Origin of the sequence: Dyadobacter sp. 32 (assembly GCF_902506755.1) — a bacterium.
In the GTDB taxonomy this organism is placed as follows: Bacteria; Bacteroidota; Bacteroidia; order Cytophagales; family Spirosomataceae; genus Dyadobacter.
The window spans coordinates 6,988,050-7,004,433 of the sequence record NZ_LR735258.1; the positions used below are offsets into that span (position 1 = coordinate 6,988,050).

General features: G+C 45.1%; 14 protein-coding genes. 6 read left to right on the forward strand and 8 right to left on the reverse strand.

Annotation, left to right across the window (positions count from 1 at the left end; all coding sequences use genetic code 11):
* Positions 1 to 65: 65 nt before the first annotated feature.
* Positions 66 to 749: a carboxypeptidase-like regulatory domain-containing protein gene (locus DYADSP32_RS28535; protein WP_149239573.1), complete on the forward strand. Its 684-nt coding sequence runs from the start codon at positions 66 to 68 to the stop codon at positions 747 to 749.
* Here the strand turns inward: DYADSP32_RS28535 and DYADSP32_RS28540 are convergent.
* The gene (locus tag DYADSP32_RS28540) at positions 742 to 2,082 is read right to left on the reverse strand and encodes an oligosaccharide flippase family protein (RefSeq protein WP_149239572.1); all 1,341 of its coding nucleotides are present in this window, start codon (positions 2,080 to 2,082) and stop codon (positions 742 to 744) included. The genes DYADSP32_RS28535 and DYADSP32_RS28540 overlap by 8 nt on opposite strands.
* A gap of 299 nt (positions 2,083 to 2,381) precedes the next feature.
* Between DYADSP32_RS28540 and DYADSP32_RS28545 the strand changes: the two genes are divergently transcribed.
* The 4 genes from DYADSP32_RS28545 (at position 2,382) to DYADSP32_RS28560 (ending at position 7,670) form a co-directional block, all read left to right on the forward strand.
* Positions 2,382 to 3,260, forward strand: a complete 879-nt coding sequence (locus DYADSP32_RS28545; RefSeq protein ID WP_149239571.1) for a glycosyltransferase family A protein — start codon at positions 2,382 to 2,384, stop codon at positions 3,258 to 3,260.
* A 76-nt stretch (positions 3,261 to 3,336) separates the two neighbouring features.
* Positions 3,337 to 4,125: a glycosyltransferase gene (locus DYADSP32_RS28550; RefSeq protein WP_149239570.1), complete on the forward strand. Its 789-nt coding sequence runs from the start codon at positions 3,337 to 3,339 to the stop codon at positions 4,123 to 4,125.
* Between the two features lie 122 nt (positions 4,126 to 4,247).
* Positions 4,248 to 5,015, forward strand: coding sequence for a glycosyltransferase (locus DYADSP32_RS28555; RefSeq protein ID WP_149239569.1), 768 nt, complete (start codon positions 4,248 to 4,250; stop codon positions 5,013 to 5,015).
* Between the two features lie 48 nt (positions 5,016 to 5,063).
* Entirely contained in the window at positions 5,064 to 7,670 is a 2,607-nt protein-coding gene (locus tag DYADSP32_RS28560) for an ATP-binding protein (RefSeq protein WP_149239568.1), read from the forward strand.
* Between the two features lie 29 nt (positions 7,671 to 7,699).
* On the opposite strand, the gene DYADSP32_RS28565 is transcribed toward DYADSP32_RS28560, so the two are convergent.
* The 7 genes from DYADSP32_RS28565 to DYADSP32_RS28595 all read right to left on the reverse strand — a co-directional run bounded on the left by DYADSP32_RS28565 (position 7,700) and on the right by DYADSP32_RS28595 (position 15,577).
* Entirely contained in the window at positions 7,700 to 8,887 is a 1,188-nt protein-coding gene (locus tag DYADSP32_RS28565) for a glycosyltransferase (protein WP_149239567.1), read from the reverse strand.
* Between the two features lie 42 nt (positions 8,888 to 8,929).
* Complete coding sequence (locus DYADSP32_RS28570) at positions 8,930 to 9,778, reverse strand: beta-1,6-N-acetylglucosaminyltransferase (RefSeq protein ID WP_149239566.1); 849 nt, start codon at positions 9,776 to 9,778, stop codon at positions 8,930 to 8,932.
* A 31-nt stretch (positions 9,779 to 9,809) separates the two neighbouring features.
* Positions 9,810 to 11,327 carry an O-antigen ligase family protein gene (locus tag DYADSP32_RS28575; RefSeq protein ID WP_414618136.1) on the reverse strand — a complete coding sequence of 506 codons (1,518 nt, stop codon included), beginning with the start codon at positions 11,325 to 11,327 and terminating at the stop codon, positions 9,810 to 9,812.
* Positions 11,328 to 11,474 carry a hypothetical protein gene (locus DYADSP32_RS28580; RefSeq protein ID WP_414618137.1) on the reverse strand — a complete coding sequence of 49 codons (147 nt, stop codon included), beginning with the start codon at positions 11,472 to 11,474 and terminating at the stop codon, positions 11,328 to 11,330.
* A gap of 11 nt (positions 11,475 to 11,485) precedes the next feature.
* Complete coding sequence (locus DYADSP32_RS28585; protein WP_149239565.1) at positions 11,486 to 12,667, reverse strand: glycosyltransferase; 1,182 nt, start codon at positions 12,665 to 12,667, stop codon at positions 11,486 to 11,488.
* 64 nt (positions 12,668 to 12,731) lie between these two features.
* A complete protein-coding gene (locus DYADSP32_RS28590; protein WP_149239564.1) occupies positions 12,732 to 14,912 on the reverse strand; it encodes a lipopolysaccharide biosynthesis protein in 2,181 nt (726 codons plus the stop codon).
* On the reverse strand, positions 14,909 to 15,577 hold the full coding sequence (locus DYADSP32_RS28595; protein WP_149239563.1) for a TolC family protein: 669 nt from the start codon (positions 15,575 to 15,577) through the stop codon (positions 14,909 to 14,911). The genes DYADSP32_RS28590 and DYADSP32_RS28595 overlap by 4 nt, the downstream gene beginning before the upstream one ends.
* Before the next feature lie 116 nt (positions 15,578 to 15,693).
* Between DYADSP32_RS28595 and DYADSP32_RS28600 the strand changes: the two genes are divergently transcribed.
* Positions 15,694 to 16,308 (forward strand): acyltransferase, encoded by a 615-nt coding sequence (locus tag DYADSP32_RS28600; protein ID WP_149239562.1) that lies wholly within the window; start codon positions 15,694 to 15,696, stop codon positions 16,306 to 16,308.
* The last annotated feature ends 76 nt before the right edge of the window (positions 16,309 to 16,384 follow it).

Consider the following 16,384-nt stretch of genomic DNA (forward strand, 5'->3'; position numbering starts at 1 on the left):
CAGAATATTCTATTTGTGATGGTTGAATTATTTACTCATATTGCTGTAAAATCCAGGCAAATCAGATGAAATCCCTCACCAGCATATTCCAGTATCTCAGTCTGCTGTTTCTGTGTGCCTCCTGTCATTACAACATGAGCGGAGAGGGAAGGGTGATCGATGCTGGTAGCAGAAAACCTTTGTCGGATGTGAAGATATCTGTGTTGAAAATCGACTCGCTCAGGACGGACGCGGAAGGGAAGTTCAGGTTTGATGTACTGTTGCTCACGCCCGTTACGAGGGTTATTTTACTGAACAAGGACGGTTACGAGCCGAAGCTTTACAAGGTGGAGCGTTACAAAAACAACCTGGTGGAAATGAAGCCTGTGAAGGGCTCGTTCGAGTCTGCATTTCCTTCGGAATGGGTTTCGATTTTCTACAACATCAACAAATTCTTCATTTCGGGTATCAACATCCTCACCATCGCATTCATCTTGGTCAATAAACGGATAAAATGGCGGTTTGCTTCCGTACTGGCGACGGTGTTGTTCAATATAACATTCGGGCTTTCCTATCTGGATGGCGCTTTGCTCGAATGGCAGATCATCGGTTCTCCCATCCACATTGCCCATCACTGGACGTACCCTTTCACTATCATGTGCATGCTGCCCATGGGAGCCATTCTTTTTTGGATCCTTTATTTCAAAAATTTTCTAAACAAACAGCAATCTTCTTTTCAGGCAGCGGATTTAGGCGGAGCATCTATTTAGGGAACAAACTGAGCCAGTAGGTCTGGAGCAATTGTCGGGTCTGTACGAAGCCTTCCCTGTAAATATCCATCAACTTGAACAGGTAATAGCGGTTCAGGGCCCATTTGGAAATGCTTACACCGATGATCACAGGAATCACGCCCGTCACCGCCACACCATAGATGCTTCCGGTAAGATAAATACCCAGCATAGAGGTGACTACACTGGCCGACAGCATCACAAGTACTTTTATGAAGTTGATCTTGGGCTGGTGAATCACATCCAGCGTAAGTGCAAAGAACCGATCCAAAGGATAGGCCAGGGCCAGGATCATGAATATACGCATGATGTTGGCGGCTTCACTTTGGGCATATTTACTTCCGCCGATTATTGCAATGGCCACATCGGCCAGCAGCGCTGCTGATACACATGCTGGCAACAGCGCAAAAGTGATAATACCAATATACCGTTTTAGGGTGTCGATGACGAGCTTCTTGTCTCCGGCATTGTAAGCCGCGGATAGTTCAGGCATCCCGGTGGCTGCAAAACTCCGGAGGGGGATTTCCACGAGCTCCATCAGGCGCTGCCCCAGATTGAACACCGCAAGCGCCGCCGGCCCCAGCATAAAATTGATGATCATGGTGTTGGAGGTCCCAAACAGATTGGAACTGAGCGTGGTTCCCACACTATACTTTCCGAAATGGAACAGCTCTGCGATGCAGGCTTTGCTGTGGTATTTGAAAGTATTGACCCGCGACCAGCCCATGGCCAGCGCAAACAGACTGGTAAGTGCGGCTCCGGCCAGATAGGCATAGATGATCAGCTGAAGGTTGGCAGAGCCGGTGATTACCAGAATAAATACAAACAGAATGAAAAAACCCTGACTGAAGAAACGCAGGTAAAGCAGCTGGTCGAACCGCTGCTCGGCCTGGACCACACAGTTGGCGATGAACGAAGGCAGCGAGGCCACGTATATGATGCCGAACCATTCCACAAAAAACGCCATGGAGGGGTTTTTGATGTAGGAAAGAAACGGATAACCCATCAGGCTGAGCAAGAGCAACACGCCGGTGATGCCGGAGGCAATGTACCAGGCCGAACCCACTACTTCTGCTCGCCTTTCCTCGGAAGCACCGGCATAAAATTTGATGAAGGCGGTTGTCAAAAATCCGGAACGAAAGGTATCTACGAGTAGGAGTATAGACAAAAAAAACACCCACATGCCAATATTCTCAACCGATAACGCCCGGTAAAGCAGAATCATATTCAGCATGCCTAATACGGACATGACACCGTTGCCGGCAAAGGAAAGGAAATGTTTGTTCTTTAACTTCTGTAAAAGTTGAAATTTCATGTAACGTTGTTGAGTAGTCGGGCGAGCGCCTTCCGGTAGGGAACCTGGTAGCCAGTACAAATATGTTTATTTTCCTTGTTAATCTGATGTCGATTTTAAAATTATTCGTTTCGAATTACAAATTGTTCTACTTTATTTGTTTAAGTTACGCTCAAGGGGTTAAATTTGTTCTAAATCAGTAAATTTATCTTTCCTGATCCTGATGGGATCTTCAACGGTTGCTGTAAAAGATCAAGAAGGCCATACTTTTCAGAACAAATTGAGGACCATCTCAACGTTATAAAATTCAATTTACTGACATGAGTTTATTTGGCTTGCCTGCCTGGATTAAACCCCATTTGTTTAAAGAAAAGAAATTTAAGGACCTCACCTCCCGCGAGATTAGTGAGCTTAAAACGAGTATCGGTGCATATAGCCCAATGGATCCTGATGTTTCGGTGGTAATTCCGGCCTGGAACGAGGAAAACAACATATTCCGGACGCTTTCCACCTTATCCAATTCACGCACCCGATACAAAGTGGAGATTGTCGTGATCAACAACAACTCTACCGATGGTACCCAGCAGGTGCTGGACACATTGGGTGTGCGCAATTATATGCAACGGGTGCAGGGAACTCCTTTTGCCCGGCAAATGGGTCTGGAAATGGCCAAAGGGAAATACCACCTCTGTGCTGACTCTGATACCTTTTATCCGCCGGACTGGATTGACCTGATGGTTGCTCCTATGGAAAGAGATCCAGGCATTACGGGGGTTTATGGAAATTATTCATTTATCCCACCCGAAAACCAGGGACGTTTTGGTTTGTGGTTGTATGAGAAATTTGCCGGTATTGCCATCATGATCCGAAAAAAGAATCGGGAATATCTGAATGTGTACGGGTTCAACATGGGCTTTGTAACGAAGGTAGGGCTGGACAACGGAGGATTCAAAGTGAGTGGTTCGAGGGTTTATGCCAACATTGTCGGGAGTGACTATGAAAATGAAGCAGAGGATGGACGAATGGCGCTAAACTTAAAAAAAACCGGACGCCTGCAGCATGTAACGGATTCGAAGGCAACCGTTTTCACCTCGCCCAGAAGGCTGTTGGATGATGGTAGCATCACAAAGGCATTCTTTAACCGAGCCAAACGACAGCTCAATGGCATGCGCGATTACCTGGGTATTGCTAAAAACTAAGAGGGACTTTGCATATTTAATTTAGTACAACCGCCCCGAGGGCCGTCAACATAACCATTGTAACTTACTCAACTATATGAAGCACAATTTTACTGATACCACCCTGCTCATCACGCATTACAACCGGAGCGGCTCTCTGGAGCGCTTGCTGGCTACTTTTGCAGACTTAAATTGTCAATTTCACGAGATCGTTGTGTCGGATGATGGAAGTCGGCCGGAGCATCTCAATTATGTTATTTCTCTGAAGGAAAAGTTTACTTTCAATTTGGTTACAACGCCAGTAAACAGGGGTTTGGGAGATAATATCAATAAAGGTCAGGAAGCCGTGAAATCGCCGTATACGCTTTATGTGCAGGAGGATTTTCAGCCCTCAGCTATTTTTCCCGCGCACTTTGAGGACGCACTTGAGTTCATGCGCGCTGATAGTTCGCTGGACATTGTGAGATTCTACGCCTATTTCATCTATCCGAATCTCAAACCGTTCAAAAAGGGTTTTTCGGAAATGGTATTCTCTTTCTGGGATATGAACCACATCAAGTTTTATGCTTACAGTGACCACCCGCACCTGCGACGGAGCAGTTTTCTGCAGAAGTTCGGGAAGTATCCCGTGGGTATCAACGTGGATCTGACGGAGTATGCAATGGCTATCAGTTTTCTTCAAAAGAAAGGGAAGGGGCTATTTTTTAATGAATTCACAAAGCTTTTTTACCAAATAAACTCATCGGCCGAGCCAAGTACCATGGAGCGGCCAAACTGGCGACTGAGCAAAAATCCATTTATACAGTTGGCCCGCTGGGGTTATCTCAGGTATCGCTGGGTCAAAAATTCGCTGGATCTGGTATTCCGGAAGCCGAGAGCAATCTGATCATTTCGGAGTGATGAAAAATCAATAAGTCAGATATCTACATACCTATCAGAATAGCCAGCCCTGGCGCAGATCACTGCCGGGAGGGGGCTGAGCTAATGCCGGTTTTGAAACTTCACGGGATGACAAACGAATATTTTTTTAAGGAGGTAACACTTCTGATTACGCATTACAACCGTAGCCAGTCGCTGGAGCAGCTGCTTAGGTCTTTTGCAGAACTGAATTGTGTATTTGCTGCCATTGTAGTGTCTGATGATGGAAGTAAAACCGAACATCTGGATTATCTGAAACTAATCCAGGACAAATACGGGTTTAAGCTGATTACTACACCCGCAAACCGAGGCCTTGGCAACAACATTAACAAGGGCCAGGATGCCGTTGAAACATCACTGACTCTCTATGTTCAGGAAGATTTTACGCCAACCCTTATTTTTCCTGAACGCTTTAAGAAAGCAGTAGAGGCCATGGCTAAAAGACCAGAAATCGACCTTGTGCGGTTTTATGCCTACTTCGAGTACCCTTTTTTAAAAAATCCAGATGAAGGATTCTACGACATGGCCTTTCATGTATTCAGGCCAGGTTATCGAAAATTTTATATGTACAGCGATCATCCTCATTTACGGAGAAGTACTTTTTTTCAAAAGTTTGGAAGATATGCAGAGGGCCTGAAGGGGGATGTGACGGAGTATAATATGATGATGTCCTTTTTGAAAAACGGCGGGAAGGGGCTGTTTTACAAAGATTTTACGGGATTGTTTGTTCAGCGGAACTCAGAAGCGGAACCCAGTACCATGAAGCGGACGGCATGGCGCGAAAGCAATGGTTTTGTGGTTAGCCAGCTGCGCCACTTGTACCGGCATTTGAAATTTAATTTTGATTACCTCACCTGAAAAATAATTAGCTGAGCCCGAATACCAGAGGTTCATAAATAATAATGTATGCCGGATAGATTAAAAAGTTTGTCGTTCAGATGGTATTATGCCAGTATTTATCTGGGGCTGGCCATGATTTTTGGTTCGCAGTATTTTACCTATGAGAACGTGCGGAACCTGTCTTTAAACAGTAAAAGCCTGATTACCACCGTCGCAGTGCTGAACCAGACCGCGCAGTTTGCTCTGGTTACTAAAGACTTTCAGTCCACTATGCGAGGTTATCTCATCACCCATGACGAGGATATACTGGCCGACAATTACCAAAAGAAAGTAGCCTTGGTAGAGATTACGGATACGCTTTTTAACCTCGTAAAGAACGATAGTGTACAGTCGAGAAGGGTACGGGAGATGCTTGCTATTTCCAGCGAAATTATTGCCTACTCCCAACATGTGATTGATGTTGATCGTTTGCAGGGGCGGGAGCCCGCGTTTGCAGTTGTAAAGGAGGGTCACGGAATCCGGCTCGGGAAATCGTTGGCAAAGAAGATTCGAGAAATTGTTGATTACGAAAAAAACCATCTGGACGAGCGTAAAAACCTTGTGGCCGGTACACAGCGAAAGTCCTTTTTATTCATACTCACCACAAGTCTCGTCGGTTTTTTCCTGACTATCCTTTCAATTGTGCTCTTTATTCTTGATAAACGGAAACAGCAATATCTTCAAAAGGAGATCAATGAGAAGGAGCGGGTGCTTAACCAATATCTGGAAGCCATCCCTGATGGCGTAATGGTGATCAACAAGGATAAGGAAATTGTTTTGCTCAACCAATCTGGCCGGGAGATACTCGGCATCAAAACAGGCAGGCTCAATAACATTGGCGATGAATTGAGCGAGGTGAAGCTCATGGATCCGACCCGGTATCTTGTCCGGTTCAATGCCTTGGACTTGCCCGTGATCAGAGGGCTGGAAGGGGAAAAACTGATCGGGAATAAAATAGACCTGATCAAGGATAATAAAATCTACCATCTAGAAACCAATGTGCAGCCGATCATCGGACTGGAGGGGAAGATCACGAGCGCAATTACGGTGTTCCGGGATATTACTGAACGGGCAAACTATGAAGCTACCTTAGAAAAGGCGCGAACGCTCGCCGAGAAATCCGTTCATGTGAAGGATATCTTTTTGTCTAATGTAAGCCATGAAATCAGAACACCGCTGAATGCGATCATTGGCTTTACCAATTTGCTGGAAGGAGAGGTCTCCGATCCCAGGAGCACTGAATACGTAAACTATATACAGGTTGCGAGTAAGAATCTACTTGAACTGATCAACGACATCCTGGACTTTTCCAAAATAGAAGCAGGGCAGGTGTATCTGGAAAAAACAGCGACGTCTATACCCGAGCTGATTCAATCGATTTCAGTGATTATAAACCAGAGGGCTACCGAGAAAGGAATCCAGTATCAAAGTATTTTGGCCGACGGGTTACCGCAATTTGTAGAGTCCGATAAGCTGAGACTTACTCAGATACTGCTGAATGTGTGTGGAAATGCTGTCAAATTCACCGAGAAAGGAAGTGTTAAGTTGTTTGTGGAGCCGGTGGGCTCCGTAGTTAGTGGGATACAGAAAGTTCGGTTTGAGGTGAGGGATACAGGGATTGGTATACCGGAGGATAAAATTAAGCATGTGTTTAATCGCTTCGTACAGGCTACCGAGAGTACTACAAGGATGTTTGGCGGTACCGGCCTGGGTCTCAGCATTGTGAAGTCGCTGGTGGAGCTTTTTGAGGGTGACCTGGATCTGAGAAGTGAACTAGGGAAGGGAAGTGTGTTTACGATGGAATTTCCGATGAAGGTCTTGCATGGCGTTGTTTCGCACGATGAAGACCCAATTACCCCCGAAATTTCAAGCTCCATCTCTTCGCTTAAAGTCCTAGCTGCTGAGGATAACTTATTAAATCAGAAGCTTTTAAAGGCCATATTTGAAAGGTTGCATATTCCGTTGACTATTGTAAACAATGGAAAGGAGGCCCTGGATATCCTGGGGGAACAGGAATTTGATATTGTACTGATGGATATTCAAATGCCGGTAATGGATGGTTACGACGCCATTAAGGCTATAAGGAGGTCAATCTCCAAAACAATTCCGATCATTACCATGACTGCACATGCCATGGTGGGTGAAAAGGAAGAATGCCTGAGTATTGGTGCCAATAGTTATATCTCTAAACCGTTCAAGGAAAGCGAATTGCTCAATACCATAGCAGTATTAGGGAAGAAGGAAAATGCGTCCATCCCGGCTCCACCCAAAACCCAGTACCCAAATCCTAAAACAATGTCAGGCAGTCTTTTGAACCTAGAATATTTATCGGAAATCACCGGTGGAGACATTGAGCTACGCGACGAATTGATTGCACTTTTCAGTAACGATAGCAGCACTCAGCTATCGTCGATCAGTGCATTGTCGGCTGCCGGGGATATTGAAAATCTCAGGCAATCTGTGCACAAGTTCCGATCCTCGCTCTTCTCGGTGGGTATGTTGTCAACGGCCAACCAGTATAAAGAAGTGGAAGCAACTCTGAAGCAGGGGATATGGAATGAATCATTGAAGGCGAAGCTGATCGCACTCAAAGCAGAATCCGAATCAGGGCTAAAAGAGTTGCAAAACCTTTGATGTGGCGGTAAGTTAAAGCCCAGCTTCGATCAAAGCCTGTAACCAGTCTGCTCTATGGCATGATAGATTTCCTTTACGCTGTTCTCCCACGAATGTGATTGTGCGAAAGCGCTACGTGCTTTACTTAAAGCGGGCGAGTTCTCATGCAGTGCACGCTCTATCAGTGACACATAATCTTCCTTTGATACTGCCAGGTACACGAACTCTGAAAAAACACGCATTGCGTCTGTTTTCGTAGCTACTGTGGGTTTACCTACGGCCAGGTACTCATCAATTTTCCGGGGATAGTTACCGATTGTCACTTCATTGAGCAATTGCGGGTTGAGACACACATCAAAGGAGTTGATGTAGGCGGGTAGCTGGTCTATTGGCTTGGAGCCGGTGAAAATGACGTTGGGTAGCTGGTGTAAATTGCTTTTCCTGAACTCATCATCTTCCGGTCCTACAAGAACCAGATTCCAGTCGGGTCGTGTGACGGCAATATGGCGCAGAAGCTCCAAATCCAGTCTGATATTCTGCAACGCACCTACATAGCCGATTCGGGGCCTTGAAATTTTCTGGATATCGGCTGGCTCCCCGCTGCCAATCCCATCCATGAAAATATCCAGGTCGCAGCCCTGCCCTACATAGTAAGATTGCGTATTGTATTTTTTACAATAGTCAGCCAGGTAGGTCGAGTTAGCAACGCATACATCGCTTTTGGCTATTAACTCAGGTTCCAGTAGAGTGCCGTGCTTTTTCCAGTAATCTACGGCCAGCATGTAGTCGCGGGAGTAGTAGATCGAAAGATCCGGCTTGAGATAATCCTTGAGATAAAAACTCCTGAACATGTCATTGTCATTGAACTGGATGTAGTTTCTGAATCCAAGTTCGCCGGCTGCACGGCTGATGCTTCCGGCAAAGATCCTGTTATTGCGCCGGTTCAATAGATTGAAAACGTTATGTGAGGGTATCCAGTTGATAGATTCTATCATTCGGTCGGGATACAGCGTCCACAGGTTATCGTTGATCTGTTCGAGACCGACGGCTTTTTTATTAATCACATTCTGCCTTTTTATAACTTTCGGGTCAGCCCTGCTTTTCCACAAAGTGATCCGGTCAAGGGGAGAATTTACATATAAGACCCGGTGTTTTTTGCTGAATTCAAGGGCGATGTTTTTGCAGTTACTGCCTATTTCCACATCCCATGCTTGTTGTCCGGTAATGATGATGTCCATGTTGTTGGTTGCGAACGGTTGATATATCTGTTCGTTTTGAGTTTAGGGTTTCTTCAGGATTTTTTTGTCAATCGAGTCCAACAGTTCGCTGTCAGGTCCGGCAAATTTTCGGGCAAAAAGACACTCTGAATTTAATAGTGTCTGCTCGTCCTCCATTGTAAGCGTTTTGGGGTTTACGCCACCCGCCGACCAGTCAATGTAGCGGAGGTGGTCATTTACCATTTGAGACTTATACGGAGAATTGTATAAAATGGTTTGAAAAATGAGCTCGTCGACGCCCCATACCAGGCGAAAGTATCGTCTTATTTTGGGATTGTCGTGCAGGAAGCTGAGTATGTACCGGATATGCTCAGGTGTGATGGTGAACCAGGTGGAGCGTCCTACCGGTTCCATATCCTTGGGTACTTGACGAACTGGCAATAGCCAATTCATTAATTTTTGGACAAAAAAGCGGCCTGTAAAATGAAAGTCTGTAAGGTGGTACTGCCTTATCCGTGGGAGTGCTTCTTGCCAAACATCTTCGATAGAGTAATACTCTATAAATGCTTTGTCCGGGTTATTCCTGAAGAATTCAAGTATTTTATCGGCGGGCTGTAGCGGGTAGTCCTGGCCACTAAGCAGATTTACGTAGGCGTAGGTGTTGCCGGAATTGAGAATATGCTCAAAACCGTTCAGGATTGCCTGAACCTGACTATAGGCGCCCCAAAATACCTTAACCCTTTTTTCTACAAAAAAAACGTTCTTACACTTTCCTATTTGCAGGAAGGGTTCGATGTTGGTTTTTAGATCAACCTGTATATAAATGTCGACTTGGCTGTAGGAGAGCGCATTGACCAGACGCTGTAAAAGCAAGGGATTGTGATGTGCTAAAATCAGGTAAGCTAGTTTCATAAGTAAATGTTGGCATTTGAAGACCACTGCGTCACATAGGTGTTTCCCGCATCCTTTTCATGTCCGTCTCCCGATCATCGATTCGTTTGGTGATATTAATAAGCGCCACAGCAACGTAGAAATAGATATTCGAAGGGAACTGAACCAAAGCCTCCTGAGGATAATTGCCGATGTTGAACACAAACACAATCAGCAACATGGATAGACAATAGGTTTTAAGTTCCGGATTCCGGATCGAGAAGTAATTGTCGATACCTGATTTAAGTATAAAAAACATGAGGAAACAGAATAGCAGTAAACCAATCCAGCCCAGTTCCACGGCGATCCGAACATATCCGCTATCGGGAGGGAAATTGGCCAGGTAGGAATCAGGAGCGAAGCGCTGGCCCCAGGCGCCCGTAGCACCCAGTCCGCCACCTATCGGATGCGACCAGATATAAGGCTTAATTCTTTGCTGGTTGGCCGCGCGAACTTTGAATGAGTCATCATCTGAGGGCTTGAAGGCAGTTTGAAACCGCACGATACTGGGATTAGAAGTAGGGATGACGATCAGAAATGCCAGAAAAAGCCCTGCGATGCAGCCTGCAATGAGAACCGGCCTGCTAAATTTTAAAATGACAAACAGAGCCATGGCCGCGGGGGGCAGCACGTATGCGCCACGTGTACCGGAGAACAGCATGGCCGTGAGAAATAATCCAATGAGCAGTGAAAAGCCTGTTTTTGTCCAAAAGCTCTGGGCATTGGTAAGCAATCCAACGCATAATACAGCACTCACGACCATTTGGTAGGAAAACACAACGGGGTCGGAGAATATAGAAAACTTACGCCAGTGGCCGGCAATAAAAAGGAGATCTGAGATGAGCGGGTCGGAGTGTAGCCAGGCGTCCTCAACTGCTGAAAATCCGATAAACTCTTGCTTGTAAGCGTACAAAGCAGCAAAAACCGCAAGTGTGAGCCAGATTTTCAGAATCCCTCTGACCATTTTCAAAGTCCTGATCTGATACATAAATACAAAGTACATCAGCATCACGATGGCTACCGACCGGATCGTGTATACCCATGCCAGGCGGGATTCAGCTGCCGGATTAGCTATTTGTATGAAATTGTAGCCGATCCATATCAGGATCATAATGCTTACCGGACCTTTGAAAACGGACCAGTCGGGACGTTTTTTCTGGTGGATAAAAAAGCCGAGAATCAGCAATGCCTGTATGCCGTCCATTAATGTCCCGGCCGGGAAATTTATTCCCTGCTTCATGATAAAGAAAAGCAGGTAGGCCATGATTAGCAGTACAGAAATCCCAAAATAGGGGTAAGCTACTATGCTGTAAACAATTAGAGGTCCTGCCAGCAAAACCACTATGAGTATACCAGCGGTGATTCCCATATTCGCTATCAGATAGCAAAATGCCAGCGAAACGCAGAGCAATAGAAGAAAGCCTGTGGGATTGGAGAGCTTTTCAGTCCAAAACATCTTTTTCAGCCACTTGCCTGCTGCGGCCAGGGGATTATCATTGCTTCCATCTAAAAAACCTATCTCCTTTCCCATTTAAAAGAATAAGATTTTGAAGAAAAAAATAAAAACGCCGATCAACGCCAGAAGCAGTGCTGCCTGTCGCATTTTCTTTTGAAGCGGAGACAAATGTTCAAAACTGATTTTTTTCTTCTTTGCCGTTTTTTCGGGATATATCTTCATATTTCGGCCTTTTATATTTTTGTCTGACCCGGGTGGCCATGTCGCGTTGCCACTGAAATCTGATTCGCTTTCCTGGACTTTAAAAGTGCCGACAATTGGAAAAAAATAAACTTCGGAATATTTACAAGCGACTGATAGATCCGCGGATCGGTGTGGGAATGCGCAAGTGAAATGTAAAAGCCGGCTGTGAAAATGCATAAAGCCACAAGCCAGGCAATGGATACATAGATGGATATGAATAAATTAGCTAACATAAACAGTACCGAAAGCAGTAAGAACATAAACAAGGGTGGACGTAAAAGTACCAGCCCGAAAAGCGTCTGATTGAGATCAAAAGTGAAAATGCCTTTGAAAAAAATCTTGAATCCAAGTGAGAAATATTTAAACCAGGTGTTGATCCAGCGTGCCCTCTGATTTACAAGCTGATCCGTTCCAGAGGTTTTTTCGTCATAAACAATCGCGTTTTCGGCGAAGGCGATGCGATATTTTCGGCTGACAATACCTTCCTGTAGCACTTTGTCAAATCCGGCCCCGGTCACATCCAGATGTTCCAGGCACTCCCTGTACAGCCTGGTTGTAAAGGCCATTCCTGATCCAGCCAGGGTTGCTGATGATCCGGCGCCAAAGAGCACTTTTCCATCGTAATAGTGGTAATACAGGTCGCGGGCTGCATCCAGGCAGGCATAGGTGCTGTCCAGATTTTTAGCCTCCCGCACACCTTGTACAGCCTCGAAACCCTGGGCAAAGTATATATTGAGGGCATTCAAATATTCCGGATCGGTAAGATTGTCGCTGTCTATAATTGTTAAATGTGAATGCGGTCTGATAAAATTGCGAATGGCGTAGAAATGCGATCTGGTATTACTTCCAAGCACGGTTTCCGGGCGGAGTAGCAATACTTTTTCTGAGCCGAAATGCAGATCACTGACATCACATTTGTCGGCGACAACATAGATATGGTAGTTGGAATAGTTCAGGGCGGATAAAGATTGGACAACCGCAGGCAGTTGCTGCGTTTGTTCATAGGCAGTTACGATGATGGCATAGTCCGGGATGATGTTTTCAATTCCATCTTTCGGACTTCCGATAGCCTTTTTTCTGATTTTGTAAATAGCCAACAGCAGAACAGGAAAAATAAGATTGTATCCGATCAAACCCTGAATAAACCACCAGATGAAATTCAACTCATGCATTTCGATAGAGCTATTATATTAACAATGATGCGTAGCGATGTATGCCCACTAGGCTAAAACCAACCTAGGCTTCCACTGGTTTTTCGATTCTTCCAGCCTGCTCCGGTATATTCGCGGTATTGGTCAGCACCCATCCCGAAAATTTAGCATCGAGGCTGTTTAAATACTGTATTTTGGATCGGTCCGAATCCGTGATTGTGCGGCCGGCTGAAAACACCGTAACCACACGGTCTGCGAAATTGATCCACTCCTTAGCTTTGTTCATGGAGGTAAGCGCGTCAGTTTCTATCAGGATAATGTCGAATTCTGCTTTGAGGGCCTGCAATTTTTCGGCAATTAGTTTTTCATTGGCTATTTCGAGCAAAGAAACATCACCTCCATTGTTCCGCAATACCGATATCTGACCCAACTTTCCTTCCAGGTTGCCCTGCGTTTTAATGTAGTTTTCGAAGAGCGGGGCGTCGGGGTTCAGCCTTGAAATGTCAGACTGGTCGAAATTTCCGTCCAGGATGAGAACTGTTTTATTGATCCGTGAAAACGACCAGGCTAGTGCCATTACAAACGGAGATTTACCCGCGCGATCGGCAAGACTGGTAACGGCTATGATCTTTGGATCAGGCAGTTCGTTATCCAGCTCGTAACGTATCGACTTGACTAGGTTTTTGTATTGGCTAATGGATTTTCCGTCGGAACTATTTATACCCGTAAGGCTGAGGTTGGTGTCCTTCCCAAGGATATTCAAATATCCGAGCACAGGTCGGTCGGTTGCGTTGGCCAGTTGTAGTGGATACCGGATAGCATTGTCGAGATAGAATAAAATAAAAAATACAAACACGCAGAATGTAAGACTGATTACGCCGGATAATATGATGAGAACCATTTTTTTTGATGCCTGGATTTGTCCTGGCATGGCCCGTTCGATTAGTTTCAGGTAAACAGGGAAGCTGAATTCCAAACTTGCCTCGTTGTATCGTTGAAGGGCTTCGATATATTCTTTGCTGGCAATGTCGATTCCAGTCTCGTACTCCTGGATTTTGGCTTCGTTTGGCACCAATCCGTCAAATTTCTTATTCAACCTGTTGAGTTCACCCTCGATGGAGGCTACGCTGTTTTTGGCTAGTTCCAAAGTGATTTCCATACCTAATTTCTGGGTGACCAGGTCTTGCTTTACCGACATAGGATTGTATACATATTTGTCGGAAGCCTCTGCAATCTGGGAACTTAAGATGCTTCTGGTCGAATCCAGGCTCACTTTCAGCCTAGGGTTGAAGCCATTCAGAATGTACTGCTCATTCATTTGTTTCAGGTTCGCCTTACTTGCAACAATGCGTTGATTGATTGCGGTCAGTGCGCTTTCGAAATACTTCCTGTCCGCTGGATTGAACTTCTCGTCGATATTTTTAATCGCTGCGGAGTAGGCAATAATGTCTTTTTGAGCCATTTCCCGCCGCGTTTCATAATCGGCCATTTGTCCATAAATACTTTTTGCCTGTTCGTTCAGGTTCAGGACTCTGTTCTGTATTTTGTAATTTTTCAGAATATTCATCCGCTCATTCAGGGTTCCCAGCTTTTGGATCATAAAATTTTGCAGGAAGCTGATGGTTTTTTTATTGTTGCCGGCGATCTTGGAAGAATTATCAGCGATAACCTCCTGGCAGAGGGTATTGATTACATAGGCGGCGAGTTCGGGATTTTCAGCCTCAAAGGTTACGTTGATGTAATCACTGGTGCCGGTCCGGTACACACTCAGCTTCTCGCGCAGTGTGGAGGCATCGTAACGCATACTTTCTATGATTTCGCTGAGTTTCTTTTCGTACGGATTCCATAGAAGCAATTCTTCCCTGGCTCTGTATTTGCGTGTGATCAGCGCAATGGCTTTGCTTTTTTCGGCTTTGGTCAGTTCCTCAAGTTTGTTGGAGGGTTCTCGCCAGGTGGAGTCTTTCGTTCCTTTCAGGTCATTCAGGATCAGACGGTAGGATACCTGATCAAGTGTGCGGTTCAACAACATGGTCTGGATGATCCCTTCAAATTTTCTCGCGATCTGGTTATCCTGTTCGTCCCTTACCCGTGTTACTACCTGGTCGGTTTTATCTACGAGGCCGGTGGCTATTCTGGCATGTGCCTCATAGCTGTCGGGGAGTCTTTTTACCAAAAAATAACTCACGATCACCGTGATAACGGGAACAAGAATAAGCGTGATCTTATTCCTTTTAAGCAACATTAAAAATTGTAGTAGCTCACTCATTTTATATCTTCCAGTTTTTTGCCCAAAAGCTCCTCCAGGCTACTTTTAGCGATCATTACCTCTGTTTCCGAATTGATAATGTTCTGATTATGTTCGGACAGGATAAGTAACATTTTGTTATAGTTGTCCAGGGTTTCCTCGCCATTCTCGAAGCGATGTTTTACGCCGGTCATAAGACTTTCCACATCCAGGAGTGAAGCCGACCTGATCCGAAGGACAGCCAACTTTTGCACATAAGTGAAATATCGTTTTTTTACTTCTGCTTCGATGTTCAGGTCGAAGCTTTCCTTGTCATGCACTGCCGACATGTATTCTCCTTTTGCCTGCTTCACCTGAACCGGTTTTTGTAAGAATGAGCCGATATTGGCAAAAAAACCAAATTGATAGCCGCCAAAGGATGTCGCCGCGAGAGGTGTAGTGTTGTTGGTAGGGCTATACAGATAGGAAAATGAAAATATGTCGAAATAGGATTTTTTAGCTCTTTTTACCCCATTCTCGGCTATGTTAATCCTATCTTCATACATTTTCACTTTCGGGTAATTTGTTTTACATATTTCTATTAATTTCTCAAGGTAAGGCTGTGAGATATCCCTTGCCAGTGATTCCTGCGCATGCGTTGTTTGAAATGTTGAAAGTAAAAGAACCAAAAATACTGCGGATCTCATTAAACTTAATTTTGAGAAAATGAATGAATAAAAACTACTTTTGTCTGCCTTCTGTAATTCAAAAATGGATTTTTCGGAAAGTCATTATTCAACGTTGTTATAATAACTTCTCTTCAATGTCGCTCGCTAACTATATCAAGGGCAATGCCCGGCTTAAAAAGGTATTTCACTGGATGCTTATTCCAAGCGATGAGGCCCGCCCGCGCCTGTGGGTCAGGCTATTCCTAAACCGGTTTTACCATCAAAAGGGACGAGGCGTTATTATCCGTTCCTGGGTACGCATGGACGTTGTTCCTTTCAATAAGTTTGCGATTGGAAATAAATCGGTGATCGAAGATTTTAGCACAATCAACAATGGCGTGGGTGCGGTTATCATCGGACACAATTCTCTGATCGGGCTGGGAAATGTAATCATAGGGCCGGTTACGATTGGCGATGATGTGATACTGGCGCAAAACATAGTTGCGAGCGGACTCAATCATAACTATAATGACATTTCGAGGCCGATTCGTGTACAGGGTGTAAGCACGGCTCCCATTGTAATCGAGGATAACTGCTGGGTAGGGGCCAACGCGGTTATTACTGCAGGCGTTACCATCGGTAGACAGTCGATCATTGCTGCCGGGGCGGTCGTTACCAAAAATATCCCCCCCTACTCGGTTGCTGTGGGGAACCCGGCCCGGGTGATTAAGAAATACGATGAGGAGCAGCAAGCGTGGGTAAAGGTCTGATAGCATAAATAACGGTTGGGTAATGTGTCCTGATTTGAACCTGCTTAGAATACCTTGTGGTAATCTCCATGGATAC

What these genes read in the sequence shown, in the direction of transcription:
- DYADSP32_RS28540 (WP_149239572.1), bottom strand. Translation starts at nt 2,082, where the DNA reads ATGAAATTTCAACTTTTACAGAAGTTAAAGAACAAACATTTCCTTTCC.
- DYADSP32_RS28535 (WP_149239573.1), top strand. Translation starts at nt 66, where the DNA reads ATGAAATCCCTCACCAGCATATTCCAGTATCTCAGTCTGCTGTTTCTG.
- DYADSP32_RS28585 (WP_149239565.1), bottom strand. Translation starts at nt 12,667, where the DNA reads ATGCATGAGTTGAATTTCATCTGGTGGTTTATTCAGGGTTTGATCGGA.
- DYADSP32_RS28560 (WP_149239568.1), top strand. Translation starts at nt 5,064, where the DNA reads ATGCCGGATAGATTAAAAAGTTTGTCGTTCAGATGGTATTATGCCAGT.
- DYADSP32_RS28545 (WP_149239571.1), top strand. Translation starts at nt 2,382, where the DNA reads ATGAGTTTATTTGGCTTGCCTGCCTGGATTAAACCCCATTTGTTTAAA.
- DYADSP32_RS28575 (WP_414618136.1), bottom strand. Translation starts at nt 11,327, where the DNA reads ATGGGAAAGGAGATAGGTTTTTTAGATGGAAGCAATGATAATCCCCTG.
- DYADSP32_RS28550 (WP_149239570.1), top strand. Translation starts at nt 3,337, where the DNA reads ATGAAGCACAATTTTACTGATACCACCCTGCTCATCACGCATTACAAC.
- DYADSP32_RS28600 (WP_149239562.1), top strand. Translation starts at nt 15,694, where the DNA reads ATGTCGCTCGCTAACTATATCAAGGGCAATGCCCGGCTTAAAAAGGTA.
- DYADSP32_RS28555 (WP_149239569.1), top strand. Translation starts at nt 4,248, where the DNA reads ATGACAAACGAATATTTTTTTAAGGAGGTAACACTTCTGATTACGCAT.
- DYADSP32_RS28570 (WP_149239566.1), bottom strand. Translation starts at nt 9,778, where the DNA reads ATGAAACTAGCTTACCTGATTTTAGCACATCACAATCCCTTGCTTTTA.
- DYADSP32_RS28580 (WP_414618137.1), bottom strand. Translation starts at nt 11,474, where the DNA reads ATGAAGATATATCCCGAAAAAACGGCAAAGAAGAAAAAAATCAGTTTT.
- DYADSP32_RS28565 (WP_149239567.1), bottom strand. Translation starts at nt 8,887, where the DNA reads ATGGACATCATCATTACCGGACAACAAGCATGGGATGTGGAAATAGGC.
- DYADSP32_RS28590 (WP_149239564.1), bottom strand. Translation starts at nt 14,912, where the DNA reads ATGAGTGAGCTACTACAATTTTTAATGTTGCTTAAAAGGAATAAGATC.
- DYADSP32_RS28595 (WP_149239563.1), bottom strand. Translation starts at nt 15,577, where the DNA reads ATGAGATCCGCAGTATTTTTGGTTCTTTTACTTTCAACATTTCAAACA.